Source organism: Pseudarthrobacter enclensis (genome assembly GCF_001457025.1).
GTDB lineage: Bacteria > Actinomycetota > Actinomycetes > Actinomycetales > Micrococcaceae > Arthrobacter > Arthrobacter enclensis.
In genome coordinates this window covers 169,161-193,547 of sequence record NZ_KQ758605.1, presented here as the reverse complement: position 1 = coordinate 193,547, position 24,387 = coordinate 169,161, and the positions used below count along the sequence as shown (strand labels likewise).

The 24,387-nt window shown below is 68.2% G+C and carries 24 protein-coding genes; 7 read left to right on the top strand and 17 right to left on the bottom strand.

Annotated elements, in window-relative coordinates:
* Positions 1-59: 59 nt before the first annotated feature.
* The 8 genes from argH to argC are packed head-to-tail and all read right to left on the bottom strand — an operon-like array spanning position 60 to position 8,750.
* The gene (argH, locus tag AS031_RS16320) at positions 60-1,487 is read right to left on the bottom strand and encodes an argininosuccinate lyase (protein WP_058269207.1); all 1,428 of its coding nucleotides are present in this window, start codon (positions 1,485-1,487) and stop codon (positions 60-62) included.
* 5 nt (positions 1,488-1,492) lie between these two features.
* Entirely contained in the window at positions 1,493-2,698 is a 1,206-nt protein-coding gene (locus tag AS031_RS16315) for an argininosuccinate synthase (RefSeq protein WP_058269206.1), read from the bottom strand.
* A gap of 46 nt (positions 2,699-2,744) precedes the next feature.
* A complete protein-coding gene (locus tag AS031_RS16310) occupies positions 2,745-3,275 on the bottom strand; it encodes an arginine repressor (RefSeq protein WP_058269205.1) in 531 nt (176 codons plus the stop codon).
* Complete coding sequence (argF, locus tag AS031_RS16305) at positions 3,275-4,279, bottom strand: ornithine carbamoyltransferase (protein ID WP_058269204.1); 1,005 nt, start codon at positions 4,277-4,279, stop codon at positions 3,275-3,277. Before argF ends, AS031_RS16310 begins: the two co-directional genes overlap by 1 nt.
* Positions 4,276-5,544, bottom strand: a complete 1,269-nt coding sequence (locus AS031_RS16300; protein ID WP_058269203.1) for an acetylornithine transaminase — start codon at positions 5,542-5,544, stop codon at positions 4,276-4,278. Before AS031_RS16300 ends, argF begins: the two co-directional genes overlap by 4 nt.
* Positions 5,541-6,500, bottom strand: coding sequence for an acetylglutamate kinase (gene argB, locus AS031_RS16295; protein ID WP_058269202.1), 960 nt, complete (start codon positions 6,498-6,500; stop codon positions 5,541-5,543). The genes AS031_RS16300 and argB overlap by 4 nt, the downstream gene beginning before the upstream one ends.
* A gap of 55 nt (positions 6,501-6,555) precedes the next feature.
* The gene (gene argJ, locus AS031_RS16290; RefSeq protein WP_058269201.1) at positions 6,556-7,722 is read right to left on the bottom strand and encodes a bifunctional glutamate N-acetyltransferase/amino-acid acetyltransferase ArgJ; all 1,167 of its coding nucleotides are present in this window, start codon (positions 7,720-7,722) and stop codon (positions 6,556-6,558) included.
* Positions 7,719-8,750, bottom strand: a complete 1,032-nt coding sequence (argC, locus tag AS031_RS16285) for an N-acetyl-gamma-glutamyl-phosphate reductase (RefSeq protein ID WP_058269200.1) — start codon at positions 8,748-8,750, stop codon at positions 7,719-7,721. Before argC ends, argJ begins: the two co-directional genes overlap by 4 nt.
* Positions 8,751-8,870: 120 nt before the next feature.
* Here argC and AS031_RS16280 point away from each other — a divergent pair, with 120 nt between their 5' ends.
* Positions 8,871-9,836, top strand: a complete 966-nt coding sequence (locus AS031_RS16280; RefSeq protein ID WP_058269199.1) for a quinone oxidoreductase family protein — start codon at positions 8,871-8,873, stop codon at positions 9,834-9,836.
* Between the two features lie 72 nt (positions 9,837-9,908).
* On the opposite strand, the gene pheT is transcribed toward AS031_RS16280, so the two are convergent.
* Positions 9,909-12,452, bottom strand: a complete 2,544-nt coding sequence (pheT, locus tag AS031_RS16275; RefSeq protein ID WP_058269198.1) for a phenylalanine--tRNA ligase subunit beta — start codon at positions 12,450-12,452, stop codon at positions 9,909-9,911.
* 2 nt (positions 12,453-12,454) lie between these two features.
* Positions 12,455-13,516: a phenylalanine--tRNA ligase subunit alpha gene (pheS, locus tag AS031_RS16270; protein WP_058269197.1), complete on the bottom strand. Its 1,062-nt coding sequence runs from the start codon at positions 13,514-13,516 to the stop codon at positions 12,455-12,457.
* Between the two features lie 206 nt (positions 13,517-13,722).
* On the opposite strand from pheS, the gene AS031_RS16265 reads away from it, so the two are divergent.
* From AS031_RS16265 to AS031_RS16255, 3 genes are read left to right on the top strand one after another with little or no spacing between them, the layout of a single operon-like run.
* A complete protein-coding gene (locus AS031_RS16265; protein ID WP_228379658.1) occupies positions 13,723-14,160 on the top strand; it encodes a hypothetical protein in 438 nt (145 codons plus the stop codon).
* On the top strand, positions 14,157-14,819 hold the full coding sequence (locus AS031_RS16260) for an SIMPL domain-containing protein (RefSeq protein ID WP_058269228.1): 663 nt from the start codon (positions 14,157-14,159) through the stop codon (positions 14,817-14,819). Before AS031_RS16265 ends, AS031_RS16260 begins: the two co-directional genes overlap by 4 nt.
* A 47-nt stretch (positions 14,820-14,866) precedes the next feature.
* The gene (locus AS031_RS16255) at positions 14,867-15,967 is read left to right on the top strand and encodes an Rv2578c family radical SAM protein (RefSeq protein WP_058269196.1); all 1,101 of its coding nucleotides are present in this window, start codon (positions 14,867-14,869) and stop codon (positions 15,965-15,967) included.
* 106 nt (positions 15,968-16,073) lie between these two features.
* On the opposite strand, the gene AS031_RS16250 is transcribed toward AS031_RS16255, so the two are convergent.
* Positions 16,074-16,517 carry a (deoxy)nucleoside triphosphate pyrophosphohydrolase gene (locus tag AS031_RS16250; RefSeq protein WP_058269195.1) on the bottom strand — a complete coding sequence of 148 codons (444 nt, stop codon included), beginning with the start codon at positions 16,515-16,517 and terminating at the stop codon, positions 16,074-16,076.
* A gap of 180 nt (positions 16,518-16,697) precedes the next feature.
* On the opposite strand from AS031_RS16250, the gene AS031_RS16245 reads away from it, so the two are divergent.
* A complete protein-coding gene (locus tag AS031_RS16245; RefSeq protein ID WP_058269194.1) occupies positions 16,698-17,906 on the top strand; it encodes an MFS transporter in 1,209 nt (402 codons plus the stop codon).
* 133 nt (positions 17,907-18,039) lie between these two features.
* Positions 18,040-18,315: a GlsB/YeaQ/YmgE family stress response membrane protein gene (locus tag AS031_RS16240; protein WP_009358633.1), complete on the top strand. Its 276-nt coding sequence runs from the start codon at positions 18,040-18,042 to the stop codon at positions 18,313-18,315.
* Between the two features lie 106 nt (positions 18,316-18,421).
* Here the strand turns inward: AS031_RS16240 and AS031_RS16235 are convergent, their stop codons facing one another.
* The 4 genes from AS031_RS16235 to infC form a co-directional block, all read right to left on the bottom strand.
* Positions 18,422-19,342, bottom strand: a complete 921-nt coding sequence (locus AS031_RS16235) for a TrmH family RNA methyltransferase (RefSeq protein WP_058269193.1) — start codon at positions 19,340-19,342, stop codon at positions 18,422-18,424.
* Between the two features lie 64 nt (positions 19,343-19,406).
* Positions 19,407-19,865, bottom strand: coding sequence for a 50S ribosomal protein L20 (gene rplT / locus AS031_RS16230; RefSeq protein ID WP_058269192.1), 459 nt, complete (start codon positions 19,863-19,865; stop codon positions 19,407-19,409).
* A gap of 119 nt (positions 19,866-19,984) precedes the next feature.
* Complete coding sequence (gene rpmI, locus AS031_RS16225) at positions 19,985-20,179, bottom strand: 50S ribosomal protein L35 (RefSeq protein ID WP_058269191.1); 195 nt, start codon at positions 20,177-20,179, stop codon at positions 19,985-19,987.
* 116 nt (positions 20,180-20,295) lie between these two features.
* Positions 20,296-21,255 carry a translation initiation factor IF-3 gene (infC, locus tag AS031_RS16220; RefSeq protein ID WP_058269190.1) on the bottom strand — a complete coding sequence of 320 codons (960 nt, stop codon included), beginning with the start codon at positions 21,253-21,255 and terminating at the stop codon, positions 20,296-20,298.
* 405 nt (positions 21,256-21,660) lie between these two features.
* On the opposite strand from infC, the gene AS031_RS16215 reads away from it, so the two are divergent.
* Positions 21,661-22,059: a DUF1844 domain-containing protein gene (locus AS031_RS16215; protein ID WP_058269189.1), complete on the top strand. Its 399-nt coding sequence runs from the start codon at positions 21,661-21,663 to the stop codon at positions 22,057-22,059.
* A 103-nt stretch (positions 22,060-22,162) separates the two neighbouring features.
* On the opposite strand, the gene AS031_RS16210 is transcribed toward AS031_RS16215, so the two are convergent.
* Both AS031_RS16210 and AS031_RS16205 read right to left on the bottom strand, forming a co-directional pair.
* On the bottom strand, positions 22,163-23,449 hold the full coding sequence (locus AS031_RS16210; RefSeq protein ID WP_058269188.1) for an MFS transporter: 1,287 nt from the start codon (positions 23,447-23,449) through the stop codon (positions 22,163-22,165).
* A 55-nt stretch (positions 23,450-23,504) separates the two neighbouring features.
* Positions 23,505-24,386: an SseB family protein gene (locus tag AS031_RS16205; protein ID WP_058269187.1), complete on the bottom strand. Its 882-nt coding sequence runs from the start codon at positions 24,384-24,386 to the stop codon at positions 23,505-23,507.
* Between the last annotated feature and the right edge of the window lies 1 nt (position 24,387).

The following is a 24,387-nucleotide window of genomic DNA, read 5'->3' as shown; positions in this document are numbered from 1 at the left end:
GGGAGGAGGTTTCGACAAGCTCAACCAGCGGTGGTGGTTGAGCTTGTCGAAACCAAGGGCTACTGCCCCGCGTACTCCCGCACGCCAGCGAGCTCGCTTTCGAGGGCTGCCAGCTGGCGTTCGACGGCAGCCGGCGCAGTTCCACCCTGGGAGTTGCGGCTGTTCAGCGACCCCTCGGTGGAAAGGACCGTGCGGACCTCCGGGGTGAGGTGCTCCGAGATGGCGGCGTATTCTTCGTCCGTCAGGTCCCAGAGTTCCACGCCGCGGGACTCGGCCTGCTTGACGGCAGCGCCGGACAGCTCATGCGCCTCGCGGAACGGCACGCCCTGGCGGACCAGCCATTCGGCGATGTCCGTGGCCAGCGCGAAGCCCTGCGGGGCCAGCGACTCCATCCGTTCGGTGTTGAACGTCAGCGTGGCGATCATGCCGGACACGGCAGGGAGCAGCAGCTCCAGGGTGTCGGCGGCATCGAACACCGGTTCCTTGTCCTCCTGCAGGTCGCGGTTGTACGCCAGCGGCAGGCCCTTGAGCGTGGCCAGCAGCCCGGTCAGGTTGCCGATGAGGCGCCCTGCCTTGCCGCGGGCCAGCTCGGCAACGTCCGGGTTCTTCTTCTGCGGCATGATCGAGGACCCCGTGGAGTACGAGTCATGCAGCGTGACGAAGGAGAACTCCTTGGTGGCCCAGAAGATGACTTCCTCGGAGATCCGGGACAAGTCCACGCCGATCATGGAGCAGACCCAGGCGAACTCGGCGAAGACATCGCGGGCGGCGGTGCCGTCGATCGAGTTGTGCGCCGCGGAGAAGAACCCGAGGTCCGCGGCCACTGCCTCCGGGTCCAGTCCCAGGGACGAACCGGCAAGGGCGCCCGAACCGTACGGCGAGACACCGGCCCGCTTGTCCCAGTCCTGGAGCCGCTGCAGGTCGCGCAGCAACGGCCAGGCGTGGGCCAGCAGGTGGTGGCTGAGCAGGACCGGCTGGGCGTGCTGCAGGTGCGTACGGCCGGGCATGGCCACGCCCTGGTGTGCCTTCGCCTGTTCCACCAGCGCATCGATGGTGGCCAGGACGCCGCGGGCGATGATCCGGGCGTGGTCCCGGAGGAACATCCGGCCCAAGGTTGCCACCTGGTCGTTGCGTGAACGGCCGGCGCGGAGCTTGCCGCCCAGTTGGGGGCCGGCGCGCTCGATCAGCCCGCGTTCCAGGGAACCGTGCACGTCCTCGTCGGACTCGGCCGGCAGGTACGCGCCGGAGGCCACGTCCTCGTCCAGCTGCGTGAGCGCGGCGAGCATGCCCTCGAGCTCGGCGTCATCCAGCAGTCCGGCCTTGTGCAGCACGCGGGCGTGCGCCTTGGAGCCGGCGATGTCGTAGCGGGCCAGCCGCCAGTCGAAGTGCGTGGACTTGCTCAGCGCCGCCAGGGCGTCAGCGGGGCCGCCGGCGAACCGGCCGCCCCACAACGCGCCCTCGTTCGTTGCGGTTTTCTGCTCAGCCACAGGGACTACTCCCCTGCGACCCGCAGGTCGCGGCCGGAGGCGACCTTGGAGGACATGCCCCACAGCTCGATGAAGCCGCGGGCCATCGACTGGTCGAAGGTGTCGCCGGTGTCGTAGGTGGCGAGGTCAAAGTCGTAGAGCGAGGTGTCCGAGCGGCGGCCGTTGACGACGGCCTGGCCGCCGTGGAGGACCATGCGGATGTCGCCGGAGACGTACTTCTGGGTGTCCTCGATGAAGGCGTCCAGGGAGCGCTTCAGCGGCGAGAACCACTGTCCGTCGTAGACCAGCTCGGCCCAGCGCTGGCCGACTGTTGCCTTGAAGCGGGCCTGCTCGCGCTCGATGGTGATGTCCTCGAGGTGCTTGTGGGCGGTGATCAGGGCCATGGCACCCGGGGCCTCGTAGATTTCGCGGGACTTGATGCCCACGAGGCGGTCCTCGACGACGTCGATCCGGCCCACGCCCTGGGCGCCGGCGCGGCGGTTCAGTTCCTGGATGGCCTGCAGCGGGGTGACCTTGACGCCGTCGATCGCTACCGGCACGCCGGCCTGGAAGGAGATGGTCACCTCGTCCGGTGCCGGCGGGAATTCCGGCGTGGCGGTGTAGTCGTAGATGTCCTTGGTGGGGGCGTTCCAGATGTCCTCGAGGTAGCCGGTTTCGACGGCGCGTCCCCAGACGTTCTGGTCGATCGAGTACGGGTTTTTCTTGGTGGTCTCGATCGGCAGGCCCTTTTCCTCGGCGAAGGCGATGGCCTTGTCGCGGGTGAGCGCGAGGTCACGGACGGGTGCAATGCACTTCAGGTCCGGGCCGAGGGTCTGGATGCCTACTTCGAAGCGGACCTGGTCGTTGCCCTTGCCGGTGCAGCCGTGGGCAACGGTGGTGGCGCCGAATTCGCGGGCGGCCTTGACCAGGTGCTTGACGATGACCGGGCGGGAGATGGCGGACACCAGCGGGTAGTGGCCCTGGTAGAGGGCGTTGGCCTTCAGGGTGGGCATGGCGTATTCGTTGGCGAATTCGTCGCGGGCGTCGGCAACGTAGGCTTCGACGGCGCCGCAGCCGAGGGCACGCTGGCGGATGGTTTCGAGGGACTCGCCGCCCTGTCCGACGTCGACCGCCACGGCGATGACCTCGGCACCGGTGGCTTCACCGATCCAGCCGATGGCTACGGACGTGTCCAGGCCGCCGGAGTAGGCAAGCACAATGCGTTCAGTCACTTCAGATGCTCCTTGTTGGGGTTGGTTGGGGTGATTGTCTTCAAGCTTATTGCCCGGCTTCCTCGGCCAGTTGCAGGAAGCGGGCTGCGAGGTCCGGTCCGCCCAGCGGGTCGCGGGAGACCAGCAGGACAGTATCGTCACCGGCGATGGTGCCCAGGATGGACGGCATCACCGAGTGGTCGATGGCCAGGGCCAGGAAGTTCGCGGCGCCCGGCGGGGTGCGCAGGACCACCAGGTTGGCCGATGCTTCGGCCGTGACCAGCAGTTCGCTGCAGAGCCGGGCAAGGCGGGCATCGAGGATTTCCTGGCTGACGCCGCTGCGGGCTGCCCGCTCGCCGCCCTCGGCCGGGACGGCGTAGACCAGGGCGCCTTCCTTGCCGCGGACCCGGACGGCCCCCAGTTCCACCAGGTCACGCGACAGGGTCGCCTGGGTGACCTGGACGCCGTCGTCCGCCAGCAGTGCCGCGAGCTCCGCCTGGGACCTTACCGACTGGCCGGTGAGGATGGCGGTGATGCGTGCCTGCCGGGCAGTTTTGGTGGCGGGGCTGGACCCCGGCACCGAGGGGGTGGTGGACACTAGAACGTGCTCTCCCCTGTGCCTTCAACCGGGGAAAGTCCCTCGACGAACGCCAGGCCGGAGCGGTGCATCAGCCAGGCCATCAGGGCCTTCTGCGCGTGCAGCCGGTTTTCGGCCTCGTCCCAGACGATGGATTGCGGGCCGTCGATGACACCGGCGGAGATTTCGTAGCCGCGGTAGGCGGGAAGGCAGTGGAGCACGACGGCGTCATCCGCGGCAAGTGCCAGGGCGGACTCATCCACGGAGTAGTCGCGGAACAGCTGCAGCCGGGCTTCCTTTTCGGCTTCCTGCCCCATGGACACCCAGGTGTCCGTGGCCACGACGTCGGCACCTTGCAGGGCTTCCTTGGCATCCGTGGTGATGAGTACCGAGCCGCCGGTTTCGGCTGCGCGTTCCTCGGCTGCCGCCACGATCTCCGCGGCGGGGAGGTAGCCTTCCGGCCCTGCGATGCGGACGTGCATCCCGGCGGTGACGCCTGCCAGCAGGTAGGAGTTGGCCATGTTGTTGGCGGCGTCGCCCAGGTAGCTCATGGTAAGGCCGTTGAGTTCGCCCTTGTGTTCCTTGACGGCCAGCAGGTCGGCCAGCAGCTGGCAGGGATGGTAGTCGTCGCACAGTGCGTTGATGACCGGGACCCTGGAGTTTTCCGCCATGGCCACCAGGCCAGCGTGCGCTCCGGTCCGCCACACGATGGTGGACACCATGCGTTCGAGGACCTTGGCGGTGTCCTCCACGGATTCCTTGTGGCCGATCTGGGCCTCGCCCGGGTTGATGATCAGGGCGTTGCCGCCCATGTCGGCGATGCCGGTGGCAAAGGAGACCCGGGTGCGGGTGGAGGTCTTGTCGAAGATGACGGCCACGGTCTTGCGTCCGTTGCCGGGGGCGGCGTACGGCTGGACGCTGTACGGCGCGGCTTTCATGCGGGCGGCGAGCTCCAGCACCTCGGCCTGCTCGGCGGGAGTGAGGTCCGTGTCCTTGAGGAAGTGCCGGGTGGTTGCTGCGGTCACTGGGCGTCCTTAGCTGTTTGGAGGATTGCCGGGAAGGCGTCGAGGAAGGTGTCGGCCTGGGCCGTGGTGAGGATCAGCGGCGGGGCCAGGCGGATGGTGCGCGGGCCGGGGCTGTTGACGATGAAGCCGGCGTCCAGGGCTGCCTGCACGACGGCGGGCGCAACGTCGGCGTCGAGGTCGAAGCCGATCAGCAGGCCTTCGCCCCGTACCCCGGTCACGCCGGCGATGCCAGCCAGGGCTGAGCGCAGGTGCTCCCCCACGGCGGAAGCGTTCGCGAGCACGTGCTGGTTTTCCAGCGCGTGCAGGGTGGCAAGTGCAGCCGCGGTCGCCACCGGATTGCCGCCGAAGGTGGTGCCGTGCTGGCCGGCGGACAGGAGCGACGACGTCTCCGCGCCGAAGGTGACCAGGGCGCCGATCGGGAACCCGCCGCCCAGGCCCTTGGCCAGCGTGACGGCGTCGGGCATGATGCCGGCGTCCTCGCTGGCAAGCCATTTGCCGGTACGGCCGATGCCGGTCTGGACCTCGTCCAGGATGAGCAGCGCACCCGTGCGGGCGGTCAGCTCGCGGGCAGCCTTCAGGTAGCCGGGCGGCAGTGGGCGCACTCCGGCCTCCCCCTGGATGGGCTCCAGGAACACTGCTGCAACAGTCTCGTCAACAGCTGCCTTGAGCGCTTCGACGTCGCCGAAGGGAATGTGCACCACGCCGCCGGGCAGCGGCTCGAACGGGGTCCGGTACGCCTCTTTGGCTGTCAGTGCGAGCGCGCCCATGGTCCGGCCGTGGAACGCTCCTTCGAGCGCGATGATTTTGGTCCGCTTGGTGTCGCCGGTTCCGGTGTTGCGGCGCGCCAGCTTGAAGGCGGCCTCGTTCGCTTCGGTGCCGGAGTTGCTGAAGAACACCTTGGATCCGGCCGGCGCCTGCGTGAGTTCCAGCAGCTTTTCGGCCAGGGCCACCTGGGTGGGGCTGGTGAAGAAGTTGGACACGTGGCCCAGGGTGGCCAGCTGGCTTGCAATGACCGACGTGACGAAGGGGTGGGCGTGGCCCAGGGCATTGACGGCAATGCCGCCCAGCAGGTCCAGGTATTCCTTGCCGTCGGCGTCCCACACCAGGCAGCCGGCGCCGCGCACCAGGACCCGCTGCGGTGCGCCGAACACCCCCATCAGCGAGGAGGAGTAGCGGGAGAGCCATTCAGACCCGGCGTGGCCGGTGGTTTCGACCAGTTCGGAAACGGGGGTTGCGGGCTCAACCACCGCGCTGTGCTTGTTCATGCGTTTGTCTCCTCGTCCGGGACCACCTGGGTGCCGATGCCCGCCGTCGTAAATGTTTCCAGAAGCATGGAGTGGGCCAGGCGCCCGTCCACAATGTGCGCGCGTTCCACGCCTTCGTCGATGGCCTTCAGGCACGCTGCCATCTTGGGGATCATGCCGGACTCGAGCCGGGGCAGCATGTCCCTCAGCTCGGATGCGGTGAGCGAGGAGATCAGGGAGGACTTGTCCGGCCAGTTGGCGTAGAGGCCTTCGACGTCGGTCAGGATGACCAGTTTGGAGGCGCCCAGCGCGGAGGCGACGGCGGCAGCCGCGGTGTCCGCATTGACGTTCAGGACCTGGCCAGTGGGCTGGAAGCGGGCGGCCCCGGGAACTCCGTCGCCGCCGTCGACGATTTCCGGGGCAACGGTGGAAATCACCGGGATGCGCCCGGCGTCGAGGATGTCCACGATGCCGGCGGGGTCGACGCCGACCACCTCGCCCACGAGCCCCAGGTCCACGTCCTGCCCGTCCACCACGGTCCCGGTGCGGACGGCGCGCAGGAGGCCGCCGTCTTCGCCGGACATGCCGACGGCGTAGGGGCCGTGGGAGTTGATCAGGCCCACCAGCTCACGTCCCACCTGGCCGGTGAGGACCATCCGGACCACGTCCATGGCCTCGGGCGTGGTGACGCGCAGGCCGCCCTTGAACTCCGACTCGATGCCGAGCCGGCCCAGCATGGAGTTGATCTGCGGGCCGCCGCCGTGGACCACCACGGGGTGGATGCCCACGTGGTGCAGGAAGACGATGTCCTCGGCGAACGCGCGCCGCAGCTCGTCGTTGACCATCGCGTTGCCGCCGTACTTGATCACCATGGTGGTGCCGGCGAACCGCTGGATCCAGGGCAGCGCCTCGATGAGGGTGGCTGCCTTGTCCTGGGCGTCTGACATGCTGGTGGTCTCACGCGTCTGGGTGTTCATGCTGTCTCTTCCGCAAATGGTGGCAAACGTGCCGCTGTTGGCAATGGGCGGCACGCTAGCTCGAGTAGGCGCTGTTTTCGTGCACGTAGTCGTGGGTGAGGTCGTTGGTCCAGATGGTGGCTTCGGCGTCGCCGGCCTGCAGGTCGATTTCCACCAGGACTTCGCGCGGTTCGAGGTCTACGAGGGCGCGGTCGTCGCCGATGCTGCCGTTGCGGCAAATCTGGACGCCGTTCATGGCCACGTTCAGCTTGTCCGCTTCGAACGCGGCGTCGGTGGTTCCTACGGCGGAGAGGACGCGGCCCCAGTTGGGGTCCTTGCCGAAGATGGCTGCCTTGAACAGGTTGGACCTGGCCACTGACCGGCTGACCGTTTCGGCGTCGGCTTCGCTGGCGGCGTTGAACGTGCGGATGGCGATGTCGTGGCTGGCACCCTCGGCGTCGGCAATCAGCTTCCGGGCGAGTTCGGCACAGACCTGGGTCAGCCCGGCGCCGAAGGCTTCGGCGGAGGGAACCGCGCCGGACGCGCCGGAGGCGAGCAGGACCACGGTGTCGTTGGTGGACATGCAGCCGTCGGAGTCGGCGCGGTCGAAGGTGACGCGGGTGGCGTCGCGGAGGACGACGTCGAGCATTTCCGGCTGGACGTCGGCGTCAGTGGTGAGGACCACCAGCATGGTGGCCAGGCCGGGCGCCAGCATGCCTGCACCCTTGGCGATCCCGCCGATGCTGAACTCCTGGCCGTCGGCGTCGGTGCCGATGAACAGCGCGGACTTGGGCACGCTGTCCGTGGTCATGATGGCGTTGCCGGCATCCGGACCGCCTTCGGTGCTGAGGGCGGCAGCCGCGGCTTCAACGCCGGGGAGGATCTTTTCCATGGGCAGCTGTTCGCCGATGAGGCCCGTGGAGCAGACAAAGACGTCCGTCGCCGAAATCTTCAGCACCTCCGCCACTTTCTCGGCGGTGCTGTGGGTGTTCTGGAAGCCGGTGGGTCCGGTGCAGGCGTTGGCTCCGCCGGAGTTGAGGACCACCGCGTCTACGCGGCCGTCGGAAACCACCTGCCGTGACCAGTGGACGGGGGCGGCGGCCACGCGGTTGCTGGTGAAGACGGCGGCGGCGGCCTTGGACGGGCCGTCGTTGACCACGAGGGCCAGGTCCGGCTTTCCGGAGGCCTTCAGGCCGGCTGTCACGCCGGCGGCGCGGAATCCCTGCGGTGCGGTGATGGTCACGGGGCTACTCCCTGCAGGTTGAGGCCGGCGGTTTCCTGCAGGCCGAGTGCGATGTTCATGGACTGGACGGCGCCGCCTGCGGTGCCCTTGGTGAGGTTGTCGATCACGCAGGTGACGATCACCCGGCCGGTGTGGGCGTCGAAGGCCAGCTGCATGGCGGCATGGTTGGAACCCTGGACGGATTTGGTGGTGGGCCACTGGCCTTCGGGAAGGAGGTGGACGAACGGCTCGTCGTCGTACGCGTCCGCCCAGGCCTGGCGCAGCTGCTCCGCCGTTGTGCCTGCTTTAACCTTGGCTGTTGCCGTGGTGAGGATGCCGCGGCTCATCGGCGCCAGGGTGGGCGTGAACGAGACGGTCACCTGTTCACCGGCCGCGTTGGAGAGGCCCTGTTCGATTTCCGGGGTGTGGCGGTGTCCGCCGCCCACGCCGTACGGGCTCATGGTGCCCATGACTTCGGAACCGATCAGGTTCACCTTGGCAGCCTTGCCCGCGCCGGAGGTGCCGGACGCAGAGACGATGACGACGTCGTCGGGCTGCAGGAGGTTCGCCGCGAACCCGGGCGTGAGGGCGAGCAGGGACGAGGTGGGGTAGCAGCCGGGTACGGCGATGCGGGTAGCGCCCTTGAGGGCTTCGCGCTGGCCGGGCAGCTCCGGGAGTCCGTAAGGCCAGGTGCCGGCGTGGGCTGAGCCGTAGAACTTTTCCCAGGCTGCCGGGTCCTCGAGCCGGTGGTCTGCGCCGGCGTCGATGACTACGGTGCCCTCCGGCAGCTGTGCGGCAATTTCGGCGGAGGCGCCGTGCGGCAGGGCGAGGAAGACGACGTCATGGCCGGAGAGGTTTTCGACCGTGGTGTCCTCAAGGATGCGGCTGGCCAACCCGTGCAGGTGTGGCTGCAGCTCGCCAAGCCGGGACCCCGCGTTGCTGTGGGCGGTGATGGCACCGATCGTGACGTCCGGGTGTCCGGCCAGGAGGCGGAGGACTTCCCCGCCGGCGTAGCCGCTGGCTCCGGACACTGCTACAGAAATAGTCATGGTCCGACTATACAGCAATAGTTATGCATACAAACCGATAGTTATGCATAGATGCCTGCTTTCGGGAACTGTCCCTAGGATGGTCCCGGAACGGATAGGCCGGAACCGGGGAGGAAAGCGATGACGCACGCAATCGTTGCACAGCAGGCAGGCGGACCGGAAGTCCTTGCGTACACGGAGGTTGCGCGGCCCGAACCGGGTCCGGGCCAGCTGCTGGTCAAGGTGGCCGCCGCCGGAGTCAACTTCATCGACACCTACAAACGCGGCGGTGTCTATAAGGTTCCCTATCCCTTCATCCCCGGCGGCGAGGCCGCGGGCACTGTGGAGGCAGTGGGAGACGGCGTCACCGCTTTCGCCGCGGGCGACCGTGTGGCCACGGCGGAAGGCCTCAGCTGCTACGCCGAGTACGCCCTGGTGGAAGAGGACGCGGCGCTGCCCGTTCCCGACGGCCTGGACGATTTCACGGCGGCGGCCCTTCCGTTGCAGGGCATGACGGCGCATTACCTGATGAACTCGACGTTCAAGGTCGAACCTGGCCACACGGTCCTGCTGCACGCCGGCGCCGGCGGCGTGGGACTGCTCCTGATCCAGCTGCTCAAGGCCCGCGGCGCCGAGGTCATCACCACGGTTTCCACCGACGAAAAAGAACAGTTGGCCCGCGGAGCGGGCGCAGACCACGTGCTGCGCTATGACGGCTTCGCTGCACGGGTGCGGGAGATCACCGGCGGTGCCGGCGCGGACGTGGTGTTCGACGGCGTCGGCAAGGACACGTTCGACGGCTCGCTGGAAGCCCTCCGGATCCGCGGCATGCTGGTGCTGTTCGGCGCCGCGTCCGGCCCCGTGCCGCCGGTCGACCCACAGCGGCTCAACGCCGGCGGATCGCTGTTCCTGACCCGCCCCACCATGGGGCACTACCTGCGGGACGCGGCGGAGCGCCGCTGGCGTTCCGACGAGGTCTTTGCAGCCGCAGCCGACGGCAGCCTGAAGGTGCGCATCGGAGCCCGCTACCCGCTGTCCCAGGCTGCCCAGGCGCACCGGGACCTCGAAGGCCGCAAAACCACGGGCAAGGTGCTGCTGGTCCCCTAGCAGGCACCGGGACAGGGAAGTCCCCGCAGCAAGGAATGCTGCGGGGACTTTTCACGCCGGTTTGTCCGCTGGTTACCGCTGGACCGCGCCGAACCGCTCGGCGGCCAGTGCCACGGCGGTTTCGCGCGCGGCCGAGGCTTCGTCTGCCGTCAGGGTGCGGTCCGCGGCGCGGAAACGCAGGCCGAAGGCCAATGACTTCTTGCCGTCCTCGATGCCCTTGCCCGCATAGACGTCGAAGAGGGCGACATCTTCCAGCAGTCCACCGGCGCCCTCACGCAGGGCGGCGAGCACGTCGTCCGCGGGGACGTCGGCCGGAACCACCAGGGCCACATCCTGGGTGGCCACCGGGAACGTGGAGATGTGGCGTGCCACGATGACGTCCGGAGCGGCGTCGAACAGGGCGTCGGCGTTGATTTCCAGGGCAACCGTACGGGCGGGCATGTCCGAGGACGCGAGCAGCTTGGGGTGCAGTTCGCCCGCGAAGCCCACCGTCTCTCCGGTGCGGAGGGACAGCCGCGCGGCGCGGCCGGGGTGGAACGCCTGGTGGCTTCCCTGGCTGACCACGAGGTCCACGCCCAGGACGTCGCCGGCAAGGCGCGCAATGTCCAGAGCGTCTGCCCAGTCCCACGGCCGCGGCGTGTGCGCTGCGGCAGCCGGGGAATCGTGGCCGGTCAGGACGGCAGCGAGGTGGAACGGCTGGGCCGGGACGCCTTCGTACAGCGCATCCAGCACCTCAGCGTCCGGCCGGGCGCCCAGCGGCGGGATCGAGTCCGTGCCTGCGGTGCCTTCCGGGAGGAACACCAGTCCGGATTCGAACAGTGCCAGGTCGCGGAAACCGCGTGAGTGGTTGCGCTTGGCCACCTCGATCAGCCCGGGCAGGATGGAGGTGCGCAGGAAGCCCTGCTCCTCGCTGATGGGGTTGGCCAGCTTGACCGCGCTGCGCTCCGCGCCGTGTTCGGCCACGCCAAAGGTGTCGTTGGCAGCCTTGGACACGAACGGGTAGGACAGCACCTCGGTCAGGCCGGCGTCGGCCAGGGCCTGGATCAGGCGGCGGCGCTGCTGCTGGACGCGGGTCAGGCCGCGGCCGGGAGGCGCCACGGGCAGCGTGGCGGGGATCTTGTCGTAGCCCACCAGCCGCGCGATTTCCTCGGACAGGTCTTCCTTGGTCTCCAGGTCGTGGCGCCAGCTGGGCGCTGTGACCGTCCAGCCGCCGTCGTGCTTCTCCACCGTCGCACCGAGGTCCTCCAGGGAGGTAGTGACCTGCTCTTCAGTGAAGTCGATGCCGATGCGGGCGGCCGCGAAGCCGGCCGGCAGGTCGATGGTGACGGTCTCCGGGGCGGTGCCGACGTCGGTTCCCGCTTCGTCGGCCAGGCCGCCGCCCAGCTCCACCAGGAGGTCCACGACGCGCTGCGCGGCGATGCCCGCCACGTGCCAGTCCACGCCCCGCTCGAAGCGCTTGGAGGCTTCGGAGGGCAGCTTGTGCCGGCGGCGGGAGCGGCCGATGGATACCTCGTCGAAGTGCGCGGCCTCCACCAGGATGTTGGACGTCGTGCCGCCCACCTCAGTGGCCGCCCCGCCCATCACGCCGGCGATGCCGATGGCGCCGGAGTCGTCGGTGATGAGGAGGTCCTCGGCGTCGAGTGTGCGTTCCTTGTCATCCAGGGTGGTGATTTTCTCACCGGGTGCGGCCCGGCGCACCACGATGTCGCCGGACAGTTTGTCCAGGTCGTAGCAGTGCGTGGGCTGGCCGAGCTCGAGCATGACGTAGTTGGAGATATCGACCGGCAGGGAGATGGAGCGGATGCCGGCCAGCCGGAGCCGGGACACCATCCACTGCGGGGTGGGCCGGGACGGGTCAACGCCGCGGACGGTGCGCGCCACGAAACGGTCGCAGCCGGGCTTGCCGTAGATGGGTGCGTCGTCGTTGAGCTTGACGCCGTAGCCGCCGGAGAGCTCCGCCGGGGCCTGGACCTTGCCGGCAGGGTCGGTGAAGGCGGTGCCGGTGGCGTGGGCGTATTCGCGGGCCACGCCGCGGATGGAGAACGCGTAGCCGCGGTCCGGGGTGACGTTGATTTCGGCGGCCTGGTCGTACAGGCCCAGCAGCTCCATGGCGTCCGTTCCCAGCTCGGGGTCCAGCCCGATCCGGGACAGCACCAGGATGCCGTCGTGGTCTTCGCCGATCCCCAGTTCGCGCACGGAGGCGATCATGCCCGCCGAGAGGTGGCCGTAGGTCTTGCGTGCGGAGATCTGGAAATTCCCGGGCAGGACGGCGCCCGGAAGGGTGACCACCACCTTGTCGCCTTCCACGAAGTTGTGGGCACCGCAGATGATGCCCTGCACGCCGGAGGGGTCGATGCCCTTGCCGGTCAGGGTTTGTTCCTGCCCCTCGGGGACAACCCGGACCTGGCACCAGTTGATGGTCTTGCCGTTGGTCTGCGGCTCCTTGACCAGGCCCAGGACCTGGCCCACCACGATGGGGCCCTGCAGGGCATCGGTGGGACGGTGGACGTCCTCCTCCTCGAAGCCGACCTTGACCAGTTCTTCCATGACGTCCTCGGCCGTGGCGCCGGCCGGTACCTCTGCGAACTCACGCAGCCAGGAAAGTGGGATACGCACTGTTAGATCTCCATCCCGAAGTGCTCGCTGAAACGTACATCGCCTTCGATCATGTCCCGCATGTCGCTGACCTCATTGCGGAACATGAGGGTGCGCTCAATGCCCATGCCGAAGGCAAAACCTGAATAGACGTCCGGGTCGATGCCGGCCGCCCGGAGGACGTTGGGGTTGACCATGCCGCAGCCGCCCCACTCGATCCAGGCCGGGCCGCCCTTGGCGCCGGGGTGGAAGATGTCCAGCTCAGCGGAGGGCTCGGTGAAGGGGAAGTAGTTGGGGCGCAGCCGGATTTGGGCCTCCTCGCCAAACATCTGCCGGGCGAAGTGCTCCAGGGTGCCGCGCAGGTCGGCCATGCTGAGGTTCCTGTCGATGGCCAGGCCTTCGAACTGGTGGAACACCGGGGTGTGGGTGGCATCGAGTTCGTCGGTGCGGAACACCTTGCCGGGGCACAGCACGTAGATGGGCACCTCGCGCTCCAGCATGGAGCGGACCTGCACCGGAGAGGTGTGGGTGCGCATCAGCAGGTGGGCTTCAGGGGGCTCCACGAAGAAGGTGTCCTGCATCTCGCGGGCCGGGTGGTCCGGCTTGAAGTTCAGCGCGTCGAAGTTGAACCATTCGGATTCCACTTCCGGGCCCTCGGCAATTTCCCAGCCCATGCCCACGAAGATGTCCGCCACACGGTCCTGGAGCGTGGAGAGCGGGTGCCGGGCGCCGGCACGACGGCGGCGCGGAGCCGCCGTGACGTCCACGGTCTCCTCGAGGAGGATGCGGGCGTCGTTTTCCGCTTCCAGCACGGCGGTACGCTCGGCGAGCGCCTTGTTGACCCGGCCGCGGGACGCACCCATGAGTTTTCCGGCGACAGCCTTCTGGTCTTTCGGCAGCTTGCCGATTTCCCGGTTGGCGAGGCTGAGCGGAGACTTCTCGCCGGAATGGGCCAGCCTCACCGCCTTCAGCTCATCGAGGGTAGCCGCGCCGGCAATGGCGGCGACGGCCTGGTCTACAGCGGCGTTGATGGCGGCTTCATCCGTGGGATTCGGAATGGCGGCGCCCGGCAAAGTTTCAGTCATCTACTGTTCTTAGCTACGAGTTCGTTGGCTGCCGGCGGCGGGCAGCCGGGTTTCCCGGCGGCGCGTCCGTCACTGGCAGGTCATGGATGAATGCCCGTGGATGCGGTTCGGTGATCCAGCACATTCAATGACCAGGGCAGGGCAAGCCGGGTATCCGGCAGCCACTGCCCTCCAGTCTAGTAGAACGCTCCGGCTACCATGGCCTCATGACTTCGAGGCAGCGGCTGACGGCCGGGCAACGGGCCCGGCTGGCGGCGAACCTGGCCAACGGCAGCACCCTGTTCGGCGTTGCCGTGGCGGCGGCCGCACGGACCCGGCTGCGGCGCGGGCCCCGGGGAATGCTCATTGCCTCCGGCTACCGGTGGCGGCTTCCCGTGGCGGGCGCCTTCACCCTGGGCAACGTGGTGCTGTGCCGCTGCACGGCGGAGCGCCTCCTGGACCGGCCGCAGCTGCTCCGGCACGAGGAGAAGCATTGCACCCAGTACGCCTGGTGCCTCGGCCTTCCGTTCATCCCGCTGTACCTGCTGGCTGCGGGCTGGTCGGTGCTGCGGACGGGCAACCCTGGCACGGGGAATGTGTTCGAGCGGCGGGCCGGGCTGGCGGCCGGAGGCTATCCACTGAGCGGAAGCAGGGCATGGTCATGACCACAGGCAACCCGAACGCCGGCCGCGGGCACGGCACCGTGTCCGCCACCGGAACCGGCTGGGCGGAAACGGCGCCGGACGTGGCGATGGTAACCATCGGCGTCGAAAGCAGGGGGCCATCGGTGGACGCCGCCTACTCCTCTGCCGGAGCGGCCATGGCCGCTGTCACTGACGCCTTCCGCCGCCAGGGAGTGGCACCGGCGGACCTCCAGACGGCCGGACTTGGGGTCAGGGCGGTCCTGGCCTGGCGCGAGGGCGAGGGCCAGCGCGTCGTCGGATACGTTACCTCCGGAACCCTGGTGGTGCGGCTGCGCGACATGGCGGCGGTTCCCCGGACAGTGTCGGCCGCGGTCACTGCAGGCGGCGACGACGTCCGGCTGAACGGCCTTGCCTTTACGGTCTCCGATCCGGCAGGCGTGAAGGAACGGGCCCGCGCGGCCGCCTGGGAGGATGCCAGGGCCGCCGCAGCACAGTATGCAGAACTGGCGTCCGCCACTTTGGGCAATGTCCTCTCCGTTGCGGAGCTCCCCGCCGGCCAGGCACCCATTCCCTTCGCCGGCATCCAGCGGGCGGCCGCCGTGGAGGCCATGCCCGTCGAACCCGGGGAATCCCGCGTGGACGCCTCGGTCACCGTGGTGTGGGAGTTGCTGGCGGACTGAGCGCCCGCCGCCTTGACTTCCATTCGAACATGTTTTCGAATAGATGCATGAGATGGGACGCGCAGGCACTGGTGCAGGCACCCGGGGACGGCTCAGCTCCCGCCCCGGCGCTCCTTCCGCTGGCCGGGCTGGTCCGCTCCGTCACCACCCCGGAATTTGCCGGCATCACCTTCCACGAGGTCACTGCCAAGTCCGTGTTGAACAGGGTGCCTGCCGGGTCCCGGATGCCTTTCGAGTGGACAGTGAATCCCTACCGCGGCTGCAGCCACGCGTGCGTGTACTGCTTTGCCCGCAAGAGCCACACCTACCTGGACTTCGATTCCGGGCTGGACTTTGACAGCCAGGTGGTGGTGAAGGTCAACGCCGCCGAGGTCCTCCGCAAGGAACTGGCCAAACCGTCCTGGAAGCGTCCGCAGGTGGCGCTGGGCACCAACACCGACCCCTACCAGCGGGCCGAGGGCAGGTACCGGCTGATGCCCGGCATCATCACCGCCCTGGCGGAGTCCGGCACTCCCCTGTCCATCCTCACGAAGGGGACCCTGCTGTCGCGGGACATCCCGTTGCTGAAAAGTGCGGCGGCGCAGGTCCCGGTGGGACTGGGCATTTCCCTGGCCATGACCAACGAAACCTTGTCCGAGGCCATCGAGCCGGGCACCCCGGGTCCGCGTGCAAGGCTCCGGCTCATCACCCGGCTGCGGGAGGCAGGCCTGCCCTGCGGCGTGATGGCGATGCCCATCCTGCCCTGGCTGTCGGACAGCGACGAAGCCCTGGACGCACTGTTCGGTTCACTGGCGGCGGCAGGCGCCACGGGCGTCAGCGCGGGCGCCCTCTACCTCAAGCCGGGCACGCGTGAATGGTTCATGCAATGGATCGCCGCCCGCCACCCTGAACTGGCCGGCCGCTACCGGCGCCTTTACGGTACGGGCTCCTATGCTTCCAAGGAGTACCGGGCGTGGCTGGCGGCCAAGGTGCGCTATTTCAAAGCCCGGCACGGTTTTGCCCACACTTCGGGGTTCAGCCACCGGGATCTCGATCCCCGCGATGAAGAGGCCGAGTACCCGGCAGGGATCATTCCCGAAACACGGGCCGGACACGGCCCGGCTGTTGGGCCGGACAGCGCCGCGGGCGCGCAGCAAGCCCTGTTCTAGGCCGGGCCGGCTTCGGCCCGGCCTGGTTTCCAGCGCGGGCCTGGTCTCCAGTGCGGCTGGTGCCTGGCCGTGTGGTCAGGTCCGTTCTTATCAGAACGGCTCGTGATCAGTGCCGTTCGGCAGGGACGGCCAGCGAGGCAAGCAGTGCCCGCACGATCGGGAAGTCGGCCGGAATCCAGGGAAGGGCCATCACGGCGTCCGGATCATCCAACGGGACCCAGCTCAGCTGGTCATGGTCCTCCAGGGGCCGCGGCCGGCCCTGGGTGACTTCGGCAAACCAGACCCTCATGGCGGCGCGCCCGTTCAGCGGCCACCCGGCAGGTCCACCGCCCGGAAGTTCCGCTCCCAGGCGCACTTCGACGCCGAGCTCCTCCAGCAGTTCCCGGCGAAGGGCAGCTTCAGGTTCCTCACCGGGTTCCACCTTGCCGCCGGGGAACTCCCACAGTCCCGCCAGCTTCTCCGGGGCACTGCGCCGGGCAACCAGCAACGTGGACGGCTGCTCCAGGCTGTCGAGCACCGCACCACCCACCACCTGTATCAGTTCAGTCACCGGTCCAGTCTATGGGGGACAATGGGAACACCGGCCCCGGTACCCGGGGAGTCCGGCCCGCCGGGAATACTCTTCCTCCTCGTCCCGTTGACGTGTTCCGGGCCTGCGCTTTGCCGGTCCAGCAGCCCCACCGCCGTGGCATGCGTATTTCCATCAGCAGTCCACCCCGGAAGCAGGCTTATGAGCAGCGCCACCACCACGTCCACAGCGGCCCCCATGACGTCGCGCAACCTGGGCCTGGCAATCCTGGCGCTGGCCATGGGCGGCGTGGGCATCGGCGTCACCGAATTCACCATGATGGGACTGCTCAAGGAGGTGGAGCAGGGCCTCAACATCAGCACCCCGGAGGCGGGGCACCTGATTTCAGCCTACGCACTGGGCGTGGTGGTGGGCGCACCCCTGCTGGCCGCCGTCGGCGCACGGCTCCCCCGCAAGAGCCTGGCCCTGGGCCTGATGGTCTTCTTCACCGTGGCCAACCTGTCCTCGTTCGTGGCCCCGGACTACGGCACCATGCTCGTGTCGCGCTTCGCCGCCGGCCTTCCGCACGGTGCGTTCTTCGGCGTAGCGGCCGTGATCGCCGCTTCGCTGGTGCCGGCCACCCGCCGGGGCTGGGCCATCTCGATGGTCATGGCGGGACTGAGCATCTCCAACGTCGTGGGGGTGCCGTTTGCCACGTGGCTGGGTCAGACTTACGGCTGGCGGCTGCTGTTTGTCCTAGTGGGCCTCATCGGGCTGTTGACCCTGGCCCTGGTGTGGCGGTTCGTCCCGTTCCAGGAAGCCCACCCTGACGCCAGTATCCGCCGTGAGCTCGGTGCCCTGAAGCGCCTTCAGGTGTGGCTGGCCATCCTCATCGGCGTGGTGGGCTTTGGCGGGTTCTTTGCCACCTACACCTACATTGCCCACACCATGACCGTGGTGGCGGGGATCCCGTCGTCGCTGATCCCCGTTGTCGTGGCCCTGTACGGCCTGGGCATGGTGGCCGGAAACATCGTGGGCGGCCGGATCGCGGACAAGTCCGTCATGGGCACCCTGTACAAGGTGCTGCCGGCCATCGCCGCCGCCCTGGTCATTTACGCGGTTGCAGTGCACTGGCCCTGGTCCGCCCTGCTGATGGTGTTCGTCGTGGGCGCTTCCGGCTCCATGCTGATCCCCGCCCTCCAGACCCGCCTGCTGGATGCCTCGCCCGATGCGCCGTCGCTCGCCTCGTCCCTGAACCACGCGGCACTCAACGTCGCTAACGCCCTCGGGGCCTTCCTCGGCGGGCTGGTCATTGCCTGGGGCTGGGGCTACGTGGCGCCGGCCCTGGTGGGTGCCGTCCTCGCCGTTCTTGGCTTCGGCGTCGCCGTCCTCAGCGGCCTGCTGGAGCGCAGGCAGCCGCTCGCCGGGTGATGTGTTCCGGGGCCGCGGCATGCCTGGCCCCGGTTCGCCGCCGGAAGCCCCGGAACTGCTGACTTTAGGGGCCCGTTATGTTAGCTTGAGGCTCATCGGGACCATCACGTTCCCGTGAATATGAGGAGGAAACATGGGTTTTCTTGCTTGGATTATTCTCGGCCTGATCGTTGGGGCCATCGTTAAAGCCGTCATGCCCGGCAGGGTCGGCGGCGGTTGGGTCACCAGCCTGGTTCTGGGCGTGGTTGGCGCTATCGTAGGCGGCTGGATCGGCAGCCTCCTGTTCAACCGGGGCGATCTCGCATTCTTCGACCTCGGAACCTGGATTCTCGCTATTGTTGGCGGCCTGGTTGTCGCCGGCATCTACGGAGCGATCACCGGCCGCGGCAAGGCAACGCGCGCACCCTGATCTGCCCCGTTGGCAGAATCATCCGCTATCAATGGCCCCGGAATTTCCGGGGCCTTTATTCGTGCGGCGTCTCTCCGGTCACCTGGCACTGGACCGGATGATGCCTTTATTCGTGCGTCGTCTCACCGTGCGCCGGCTCCTGCTGGGACCGTGCACTTGCGTACAGGCAGACCGTCGCAGCAGTCCCCAGGTTCAGGCTCTCAGCCGCCCCGTAGATCGGCACGGCCACGCGGTGGTCCGCAAGGTCGAGTTCCCCGGCGGACAGCCCCTGGGCCTCATTGCCGAACAGCCAGGCGGTAGGGGCTCCCAGGTCGAACGCCGACGCCGGTCCGGCACCGGTGAGCCTGCGCCGGGCGTTTTCATCCTGCAGGGCGTCCAGGTTCAGCGACCCGTAGCCGTCGGCTGCCAGGATGCCGATCCCCCGCGCGCGGCAGGCCGCCGCCAGTTCCGCGGCATCGGCGCCCAGGACCACCGGCAGGTGGAAGAGTGAGCCGGCTGTCGACCTGACCGCCTTCGGGTTGTAGATGTCCACGCTGGACGCGGTGAGTACAACGGCATCCGCACCTGCGGAGTCGGCGGCGCGCAGGACCGTTCCGGCGTTTCCGGGATCGCGCACCTGGCAGAGTACGGCAATCAGGCGCGGACCGGCGTCGAGGACGGTGTCGAGGGAAACGTCGACGAAGCGGCAGACGGCGATAATCCCCTGCGGGTTGACCGTGTCCGCCATGGCGGCAAGCACCTCGTCCGTGGCCAGCCGGGCGTTGGTGCCTTCTGCCAGGTCCTCGAATTCCGGGTAACGGTCCAGGCATGCTTCGCTGGCGAAGACCTCCGTGACGACGCCGGGTTCGCCGCCGGCAAGCCGTTCCTGGTGGAGTTTCAACGCCTCGCGGACCGCCTGCGGGCCTTCGACCAGGAAATGGCCGCGCTTTAAACGGGCCGGGCGCCCTGCAAGCTTTGCCACGTCACGGACCCGATCGGCTCGGGGATTGGACAGCGGTAAATCTTGCGGGCGCCCGGTTTTGTTCATACAAGAACTCTAGTGGCTGCTGCCACCGGTTCCTGAACCGGCCCTGGCGGGGCCGGAAGAGTGCTTACTCTGCAGCGGCCTCGGCGGCAACAGCCTTCTTGCGGGTGGCCGGCTTCTTGGCAGCCTTGGGGGCGGCAGCAGCCTGGACGGCAGGAGCGGAGGTGTCGGAAGGCAGCGAGTCCTTGGCAACCTTGACCAGCGCAGCGAAGGCGTTGGCGTCGGACACGGCCAGCTCGGCCAGCATGCGGCGGTCAACCTCGACCTCAGCGGCCTTGAGGCCCTGGATCAGGCGGTTGTAGGTGAGGCCGTTGGCGCGGGAAGCAGCGTTGATGCGCTGGATCCACAGGCGGCGGAAGTCGCCCTTCTTCTTCTTGCGGTCGCCGTAGCTGTACACAAACGAGTGCAGCAGCTGCTCTTTGGCCTTGCGGTACAGGCGCGAACGCTGTCCGCGGTAGCCCTTTGCGCGTTCGAGAACAACCCGGCGCTTCTTGTGGGCGTTAACCGCCCTCTTCACACGTGCCACGTGCGTACTCCTTCGAAAATCTGATCCCAAGCATCTATTCCCGGATATCCCGGTGGCCTGAGAAGGCTTTTTGGCAGGTGACCGGCTGCCGGACGGCAGTCAGCCTAAGAACTTGGAAATTAGATGCCGAGCATCTTCCGGATGACCTTGGCGTCGCCCTTGAAGACAATCTTGTCGGAGGCGAGGCGGCGGGTCAGCCGGGTGGACTTGTGCTCGAGGTAGTGGCGGCGGTTGGCCTGCTGGCGGCGCAGCTTGCCGCTGCCGGTCAGCTTGAAGCGCTTCTTAGCACCGCTGTGGGTCTTCATCTTCGGCATGGGAACCGATCTCCTTACGTATCCGCAGGCTGGGCCTGCAGTTCTGTCGCGCAGCCGTCCCAGGGACGGCCTGCTGCTTGCTGACTGCCGGCGGCAAGGCCTCCGGCAGGTGTGAACTAAGTGGTTTTCTTGCCTGACGGCTTCGGCACTGCCTTGGGCACGGGACGGGCGCCCGGCTTCGGTGCAGCAGGCCTGGCCACGGGCTTCGGCGGAGCGGGAACCGCCGCGGGCTTCGGAGCCGAAGGCGCGGCCGCCGCGGGCTTCTCAGCTGCCGCAGGCTTCGGCGCCGGAGCGGAGGCCTTGGGGGCTTCCTGCTTCGGAGCTTCCTGCTTGGGGGCTTCCTGCTTGGGAGCTTCCTGCTTCGGGGCTTCAGCCTTGGCGGGAACCTCCGGAGCGGCAGCCTCAGCCACTGCGGGCGCCTGCTCCTCAGCAGGTGCCTCGGGCTCGCTGGAAACAGTGAAGCCTTCGGGCAGCAGGTCACCCAGCGACTGCGTCATGGGAGCCTGGTCCTTGCCGGACGTGTCAACGCGGCCGGCAGCCTTTGCTTCGTTCTGGGCCTTGGCTTCGGCGCGCTGGGTGGCGCGGCGGGCCTCGGCTTTCGCTTCTGCCTTGTTCTTCAGCGGACCGACCACCATGACCATGTTGCGGCCATCGATGCGCGGGCTGGACTCAACCACACCCACCTCGGCGACGTCGTCGGCAAACCGCTGGAGGAGACGGATGCCCATCTCCGGACGCTGCTGCTCGCGGCCGCGGAACTGGATCATGGCCTTGACCTTGTCCCCGGCGCCGAGGAAGCGCAGTGCGTGTCCGCGCTTGGTCTCGTAGTCGTGGGTGTCGATCTTCAGGCGGAAACGGATTTCCTTCAGAACAGTGTTCGTCTGGTTCTTCCGGGCTTCACGTGCCTTGACTGCGGCCTCGTACTTGTACTTGCCGAAGTCCATCAGCTTGCACACCGGAGGCTTGGCCTGAGGTGCAACTTCAACGAGATCAAGGTCGGACTCGGCAGCCAGACGGAGGGCATCCTCGATACGGACGATGCCTACCTGTTCACCTGCAGGGCCGACCAGCCGCACCTCGGGGACGCGGATACGCTCATTGATTCTTGGCTCGCTAATGTTAAAGCTCCTGTTGTTGTTGTCGTTTCCCGGCAAACAGAGAAGGCCCCCAATTGCCGGAGCAATCGAAGGCCTCGTGATCGGCTGGCTGCACGGCCCCGCGGAACGGGACTGCATACATTGGTCCGGACGGTGTCCGGGGTCAATGCCCAACCGGTACCCGGCAACCTTGCGTTCCACGGAATCCTGGAGTGGACCTTGGAACAACGGCTGACGCGGGTGGGAGAGAACTCCGCTTGCAAACTGCATGCCATTCTACAGAGAAAATTCCCGTCAGCGCGGATGGGCGCCGCTGGGAACCTGGCCTGTGAGGGCAATCTCTGAAATAACGACATTCAGTCGGTCTGTGTCAAGCTTACCAGTATGAGCACCCCACACAGTAATTCATACGTTTTCGAGCCTGCCCAGGAGGGCGGAACCGCTGCCGCTGACGTCTCGCAGCAGATCCGGGACATCTCCGAGGTTCCGGCCATCGAGGTCATCACCACCGCCGCCGTCCACCTCATGAGCGCCGCAGCCGTCAAGCTGGGCCTGGCCGCCGAGGACAACGCCGCCGAACTGAAGGACCTGGACGAGGCCCGCAAACTGATCACTGCCCTGGCGGGACTGGTAACGGCAGCGGCGCCGGAGATCGGTTCGCAGCACGCCGGCCCGTTGCGTGACGGACTCCGGTCCCTGCAGCTGGCCTTCCGCGAAGAGTCGCTGATCCCGGACGCTCCGGGGAAGGGCCCGGGCGAGAAGTACACGGGCGCGGTGAACTGACGCGGACTCCCCCGGACAACGCCCGACGGCGGGACAGCCTCCACCGGCTGTCCCGCCGTCGTCCTTTTAAGCCCAGGCCTGAGGCGCCAGGAGTGCGTCGGCGTCAGGCCGTTTGCCGCCGCCTCCGCTGCAGCAGCAGGCCGGCGAGGCAGAGCAGGACTCCCGCAGCCCCCACGGACACAAAGCCGCCGGACGGACCCATGGTGTCGATGAAGACGCCGGCCAGCGGCGATCCCAGCGCCACCCCGCCGGTGAGGGCCGACCCGTACCAGCCCATCGCCTCGCCGCGGCGTTCCTCGGACACGAGGTCGGCCACCTTCTCCGACGCCGCTGACAGCACCGGTGCGCACAGCAGTCCGGGCAGGATGGACAGCAGGGCCAGTGACCAGGTCCCGTCGGCGAATCCCATGGGAATGGTGAACGCCGCCATCCCCAGCAGGAGCAGCAGCGGTGGAACAGGGCGGTGCATGGCGCCATAGACCAGGCCGCCCACCACGGATGCGGCGCACCAGAACAGGAAGACAATCCCGATTTCGCCTTGGTGGCCGCCGATTTCCAGCGCGGCAACGATGCCGACGTCGCTGCCGCTGAGTACCATGCCCGCCCCGGCTGCCACGGCGAACACAGCGGCCACGGCAGCGGTGAACCAGGCGAAACTGTGCGCCACCCGGCCGCGGACCCCGGAGGCAGGTGCTGCCGCGGCCGGCACCAGGTCCGCAGCGGCTTCCTGGACGTGGGCCGGCGCCGCGGAGACCACTGCCACTTCCGCTGCATGCTGCTGGTCCCCTGCGTATTCGGCATCCTGGGCGGGGCTTCGGGTGGGCGGGTTGAACCAGATCAGGAACAGCCCTGCGAGGGATGTGGCCAGCCCCACGACGGTCAGGCCGGCGGTGGTGTGCCCGCTGGTGGCCACCACCGCGCCCGCGGCGGGGCCGATCATGAACACCATCTCGGTGCTGATGGCATCCAGGGCGAACGCGGTGCGCCGCTGGTTGCCGTCGGCAAGGACGCCCAAAGACTGGCGCACCACGCTGAAAATGGGCAGCGTCAGGAGGCCTCCGACGAACACCAGCGGCAACAGCCACTGGTACGACACTTGCGGAACAATGGACCAGATGACGGCTTCGGATATCACCGAGGGCACCAGCGCGCGGCGGAGCCCGGCGGTGTCCACGCGGCGTCCGCGCCAGGGCGCCCCGAGGGCTATGCCGATGGTCATCACCGCGGCAGCGGCTCCGGCGGCGGCGTAGCCCTGCCCCAGGGTGAGGACGATGTGCAGGGTCAGCAGCACCCCGGCCGCCGAGTGCGGAATACGGGCAATCATGCCCACCAGCAACAGCCGCCGGATGGGCCGGACGGCGAGCAACTCCCGGTAGAGAGCGAAGTTCACGACAAGGTTCCTTACGTATGCCGCAGGAACCCGGGGATCGTCCCGTTCCTGCCGGCTAGCCTGTTGCGCGCCGCAGCTTGACCTCGAGCGAATCGACCCGCTCCCCAAACAATACATTCCGGGACCACGCCTCCTGCAGCGCGGCCACCAGCTGCTGCACGCCCGCGGCATCGAGCCCGTCTTCCAGGTAGAGCACCACCTGCAGTTCCGGTCCGGCACCGCCTCCCGGCAGCACGGCGCCGTCGGCTCCCCGGGAGGCCACTCCCCCGCCGGGCCTGAGTTCGACACGCCGGACGGCAGGGAACGCGGCGGCCGCGGCGCCCATTTCGGCGGCGAGCTCACCGTCCGCGTAGGACGGCGTCCAGTCACGCTGCTGGGCCAGGGCCCACACGGCCGGCCTGCGGACCACGAAGGTGACGTCCGCACCGGGATCCAGGACCAGCAGCTCGGCGCCCTCCGCCACGGCGGACAGGGCCGCCCGCGCGGCATAAACGGCGACCGGGCGGGCTTCCGGATGCCAGGCCGCCAGCGCTGCGGCCGAGGTGAAGGCCGGCAGCGCTGTCCTGCCGTCGGCTGCCTTCAGGGTCACCAGGGCCATGTCTGCCTGCTTGTCGGCCTGCAGGCCGTGGCTTCCCTCCGCCTCTTCAGCCAGCGTGGCCACGATGGGGATGAACACCCGTGCAGTGGCCAGGGATGCCACGACGGCGGCTTCGTCACCGGCTCCTCCGCGGATAGCGGCGATGGCGGCGAGGTAGCCGGCGTTGGCCGCGCCGTCGTCGTCCTCGAAGTTGTGGATCTTCGCGTCCCCACCTGCGAGGCTGCGGCCCGCCCAGGGCTGTCCTGCGGAGTCCGCCGCGCCGCCTGCGCCGGCCAGCGCGGCCGCGATGTGGCCGGGCAGCTGGCGGGGCGCCGGTGAGCCTGAGTCGTGGCTGGCCATC

Bases quoted from the DNA above. Each gene is read 5' to 3' on its own strand.
- AS031_RS16300 (WP_058269203.1), bottom strand. From the start codon at position 5,544: ATGAACAAGCACAGCGCGGTGGTTGAGCCCGCAACCCCCGTTTCCGAA.
- argB (WP_058269202.1), bottom strand. From the start codon at position 6,500: ATGAACACCCAGACGCGTGAGACCACCAGCATGTCAGACGCCCAGGAC.
- argC (WP_058269200.1), bottom strand. From the start codon at position 8,750: ATGACTATTTCTGTAGCAGTGTCCGGAGCCAGCGGCTACGCCGGCGGG.
- AS031_RS16280 (WP_058269199.1), top strand. From the start codon at position 8,871: ATGACGCACGCAATCGTTGCACAGCAGGCAGGCGGACCGGAAGTCCTT.
- pheS (WP_058269197.1), bottom strand. From the start codon at position 13,516: ATGACTGAAACTTTGCCGGGCGCCGCCATTCCGAATCCCACGGATGAA.
- AS031_RS16265 (WP_228379658.1), top strand. From the start codon at position 13,723: ATGACTTCGAGGCAGCGGCTGACGGCCGGGCAACGGGCCCGGCTGGCG.
- AS031_RS16260 (WP_058269228.1), top strand. From the start codon at position 14,157: ATGACCACAGGCAACCCGAACGCCGGCCGCGGGCACGGCACCGTGTCC.
- AS031_RS16255 (WP_058269196.1), top strand. From the start codon at position 14,867: ATGAGATGGGACGCGCAGGCACTGGTGCAGGCACCCGGGGACGGCTCA.
- AS031_RS16245 (WP_058269194.1), top strand. From the start codon at position 16,698: ATGAGCAGCGCCACCACCACGTCCACAGCGGCCCCCATGACGTCGCGC.
- AS031_RS16240 (WP_009358633.1), top strand. From the start codon at position 18,040: ATGGGTTTTCTTGCTTGGATTATTCTCGGCCTGATCGTTGGGGCCATC.
- AS031_RS16235 (WP_058269193.1), bottom strand. From the start codon at position 19,342: ATGAACAAAACCGGGCGCCCGCAAGATTTACCGCTGTCCAATCCCCGA.
- rpmI (WP_058269191.1), bottom strand. From the start codon at position 20,179: ATGCCGAAGATGAAGACCCACAGCGGTGCTAAGAAGCGCTTCAAGCTG.
- AS031_RS16215 (WP_058269189.1), top strand. From the start codon at position 21,661: ATGAGCACCCCACACAGTAATTCATACGTTTTCGAGCCTGCCCAGGAG.
- AS031_RS16205 (WP_058269187.1), bottom strand. From the start codon at position 24,386: ATGGCCAGCCACGACTCAGGCTCACCGGCGCCCCGCCAGCTGCCCGGC.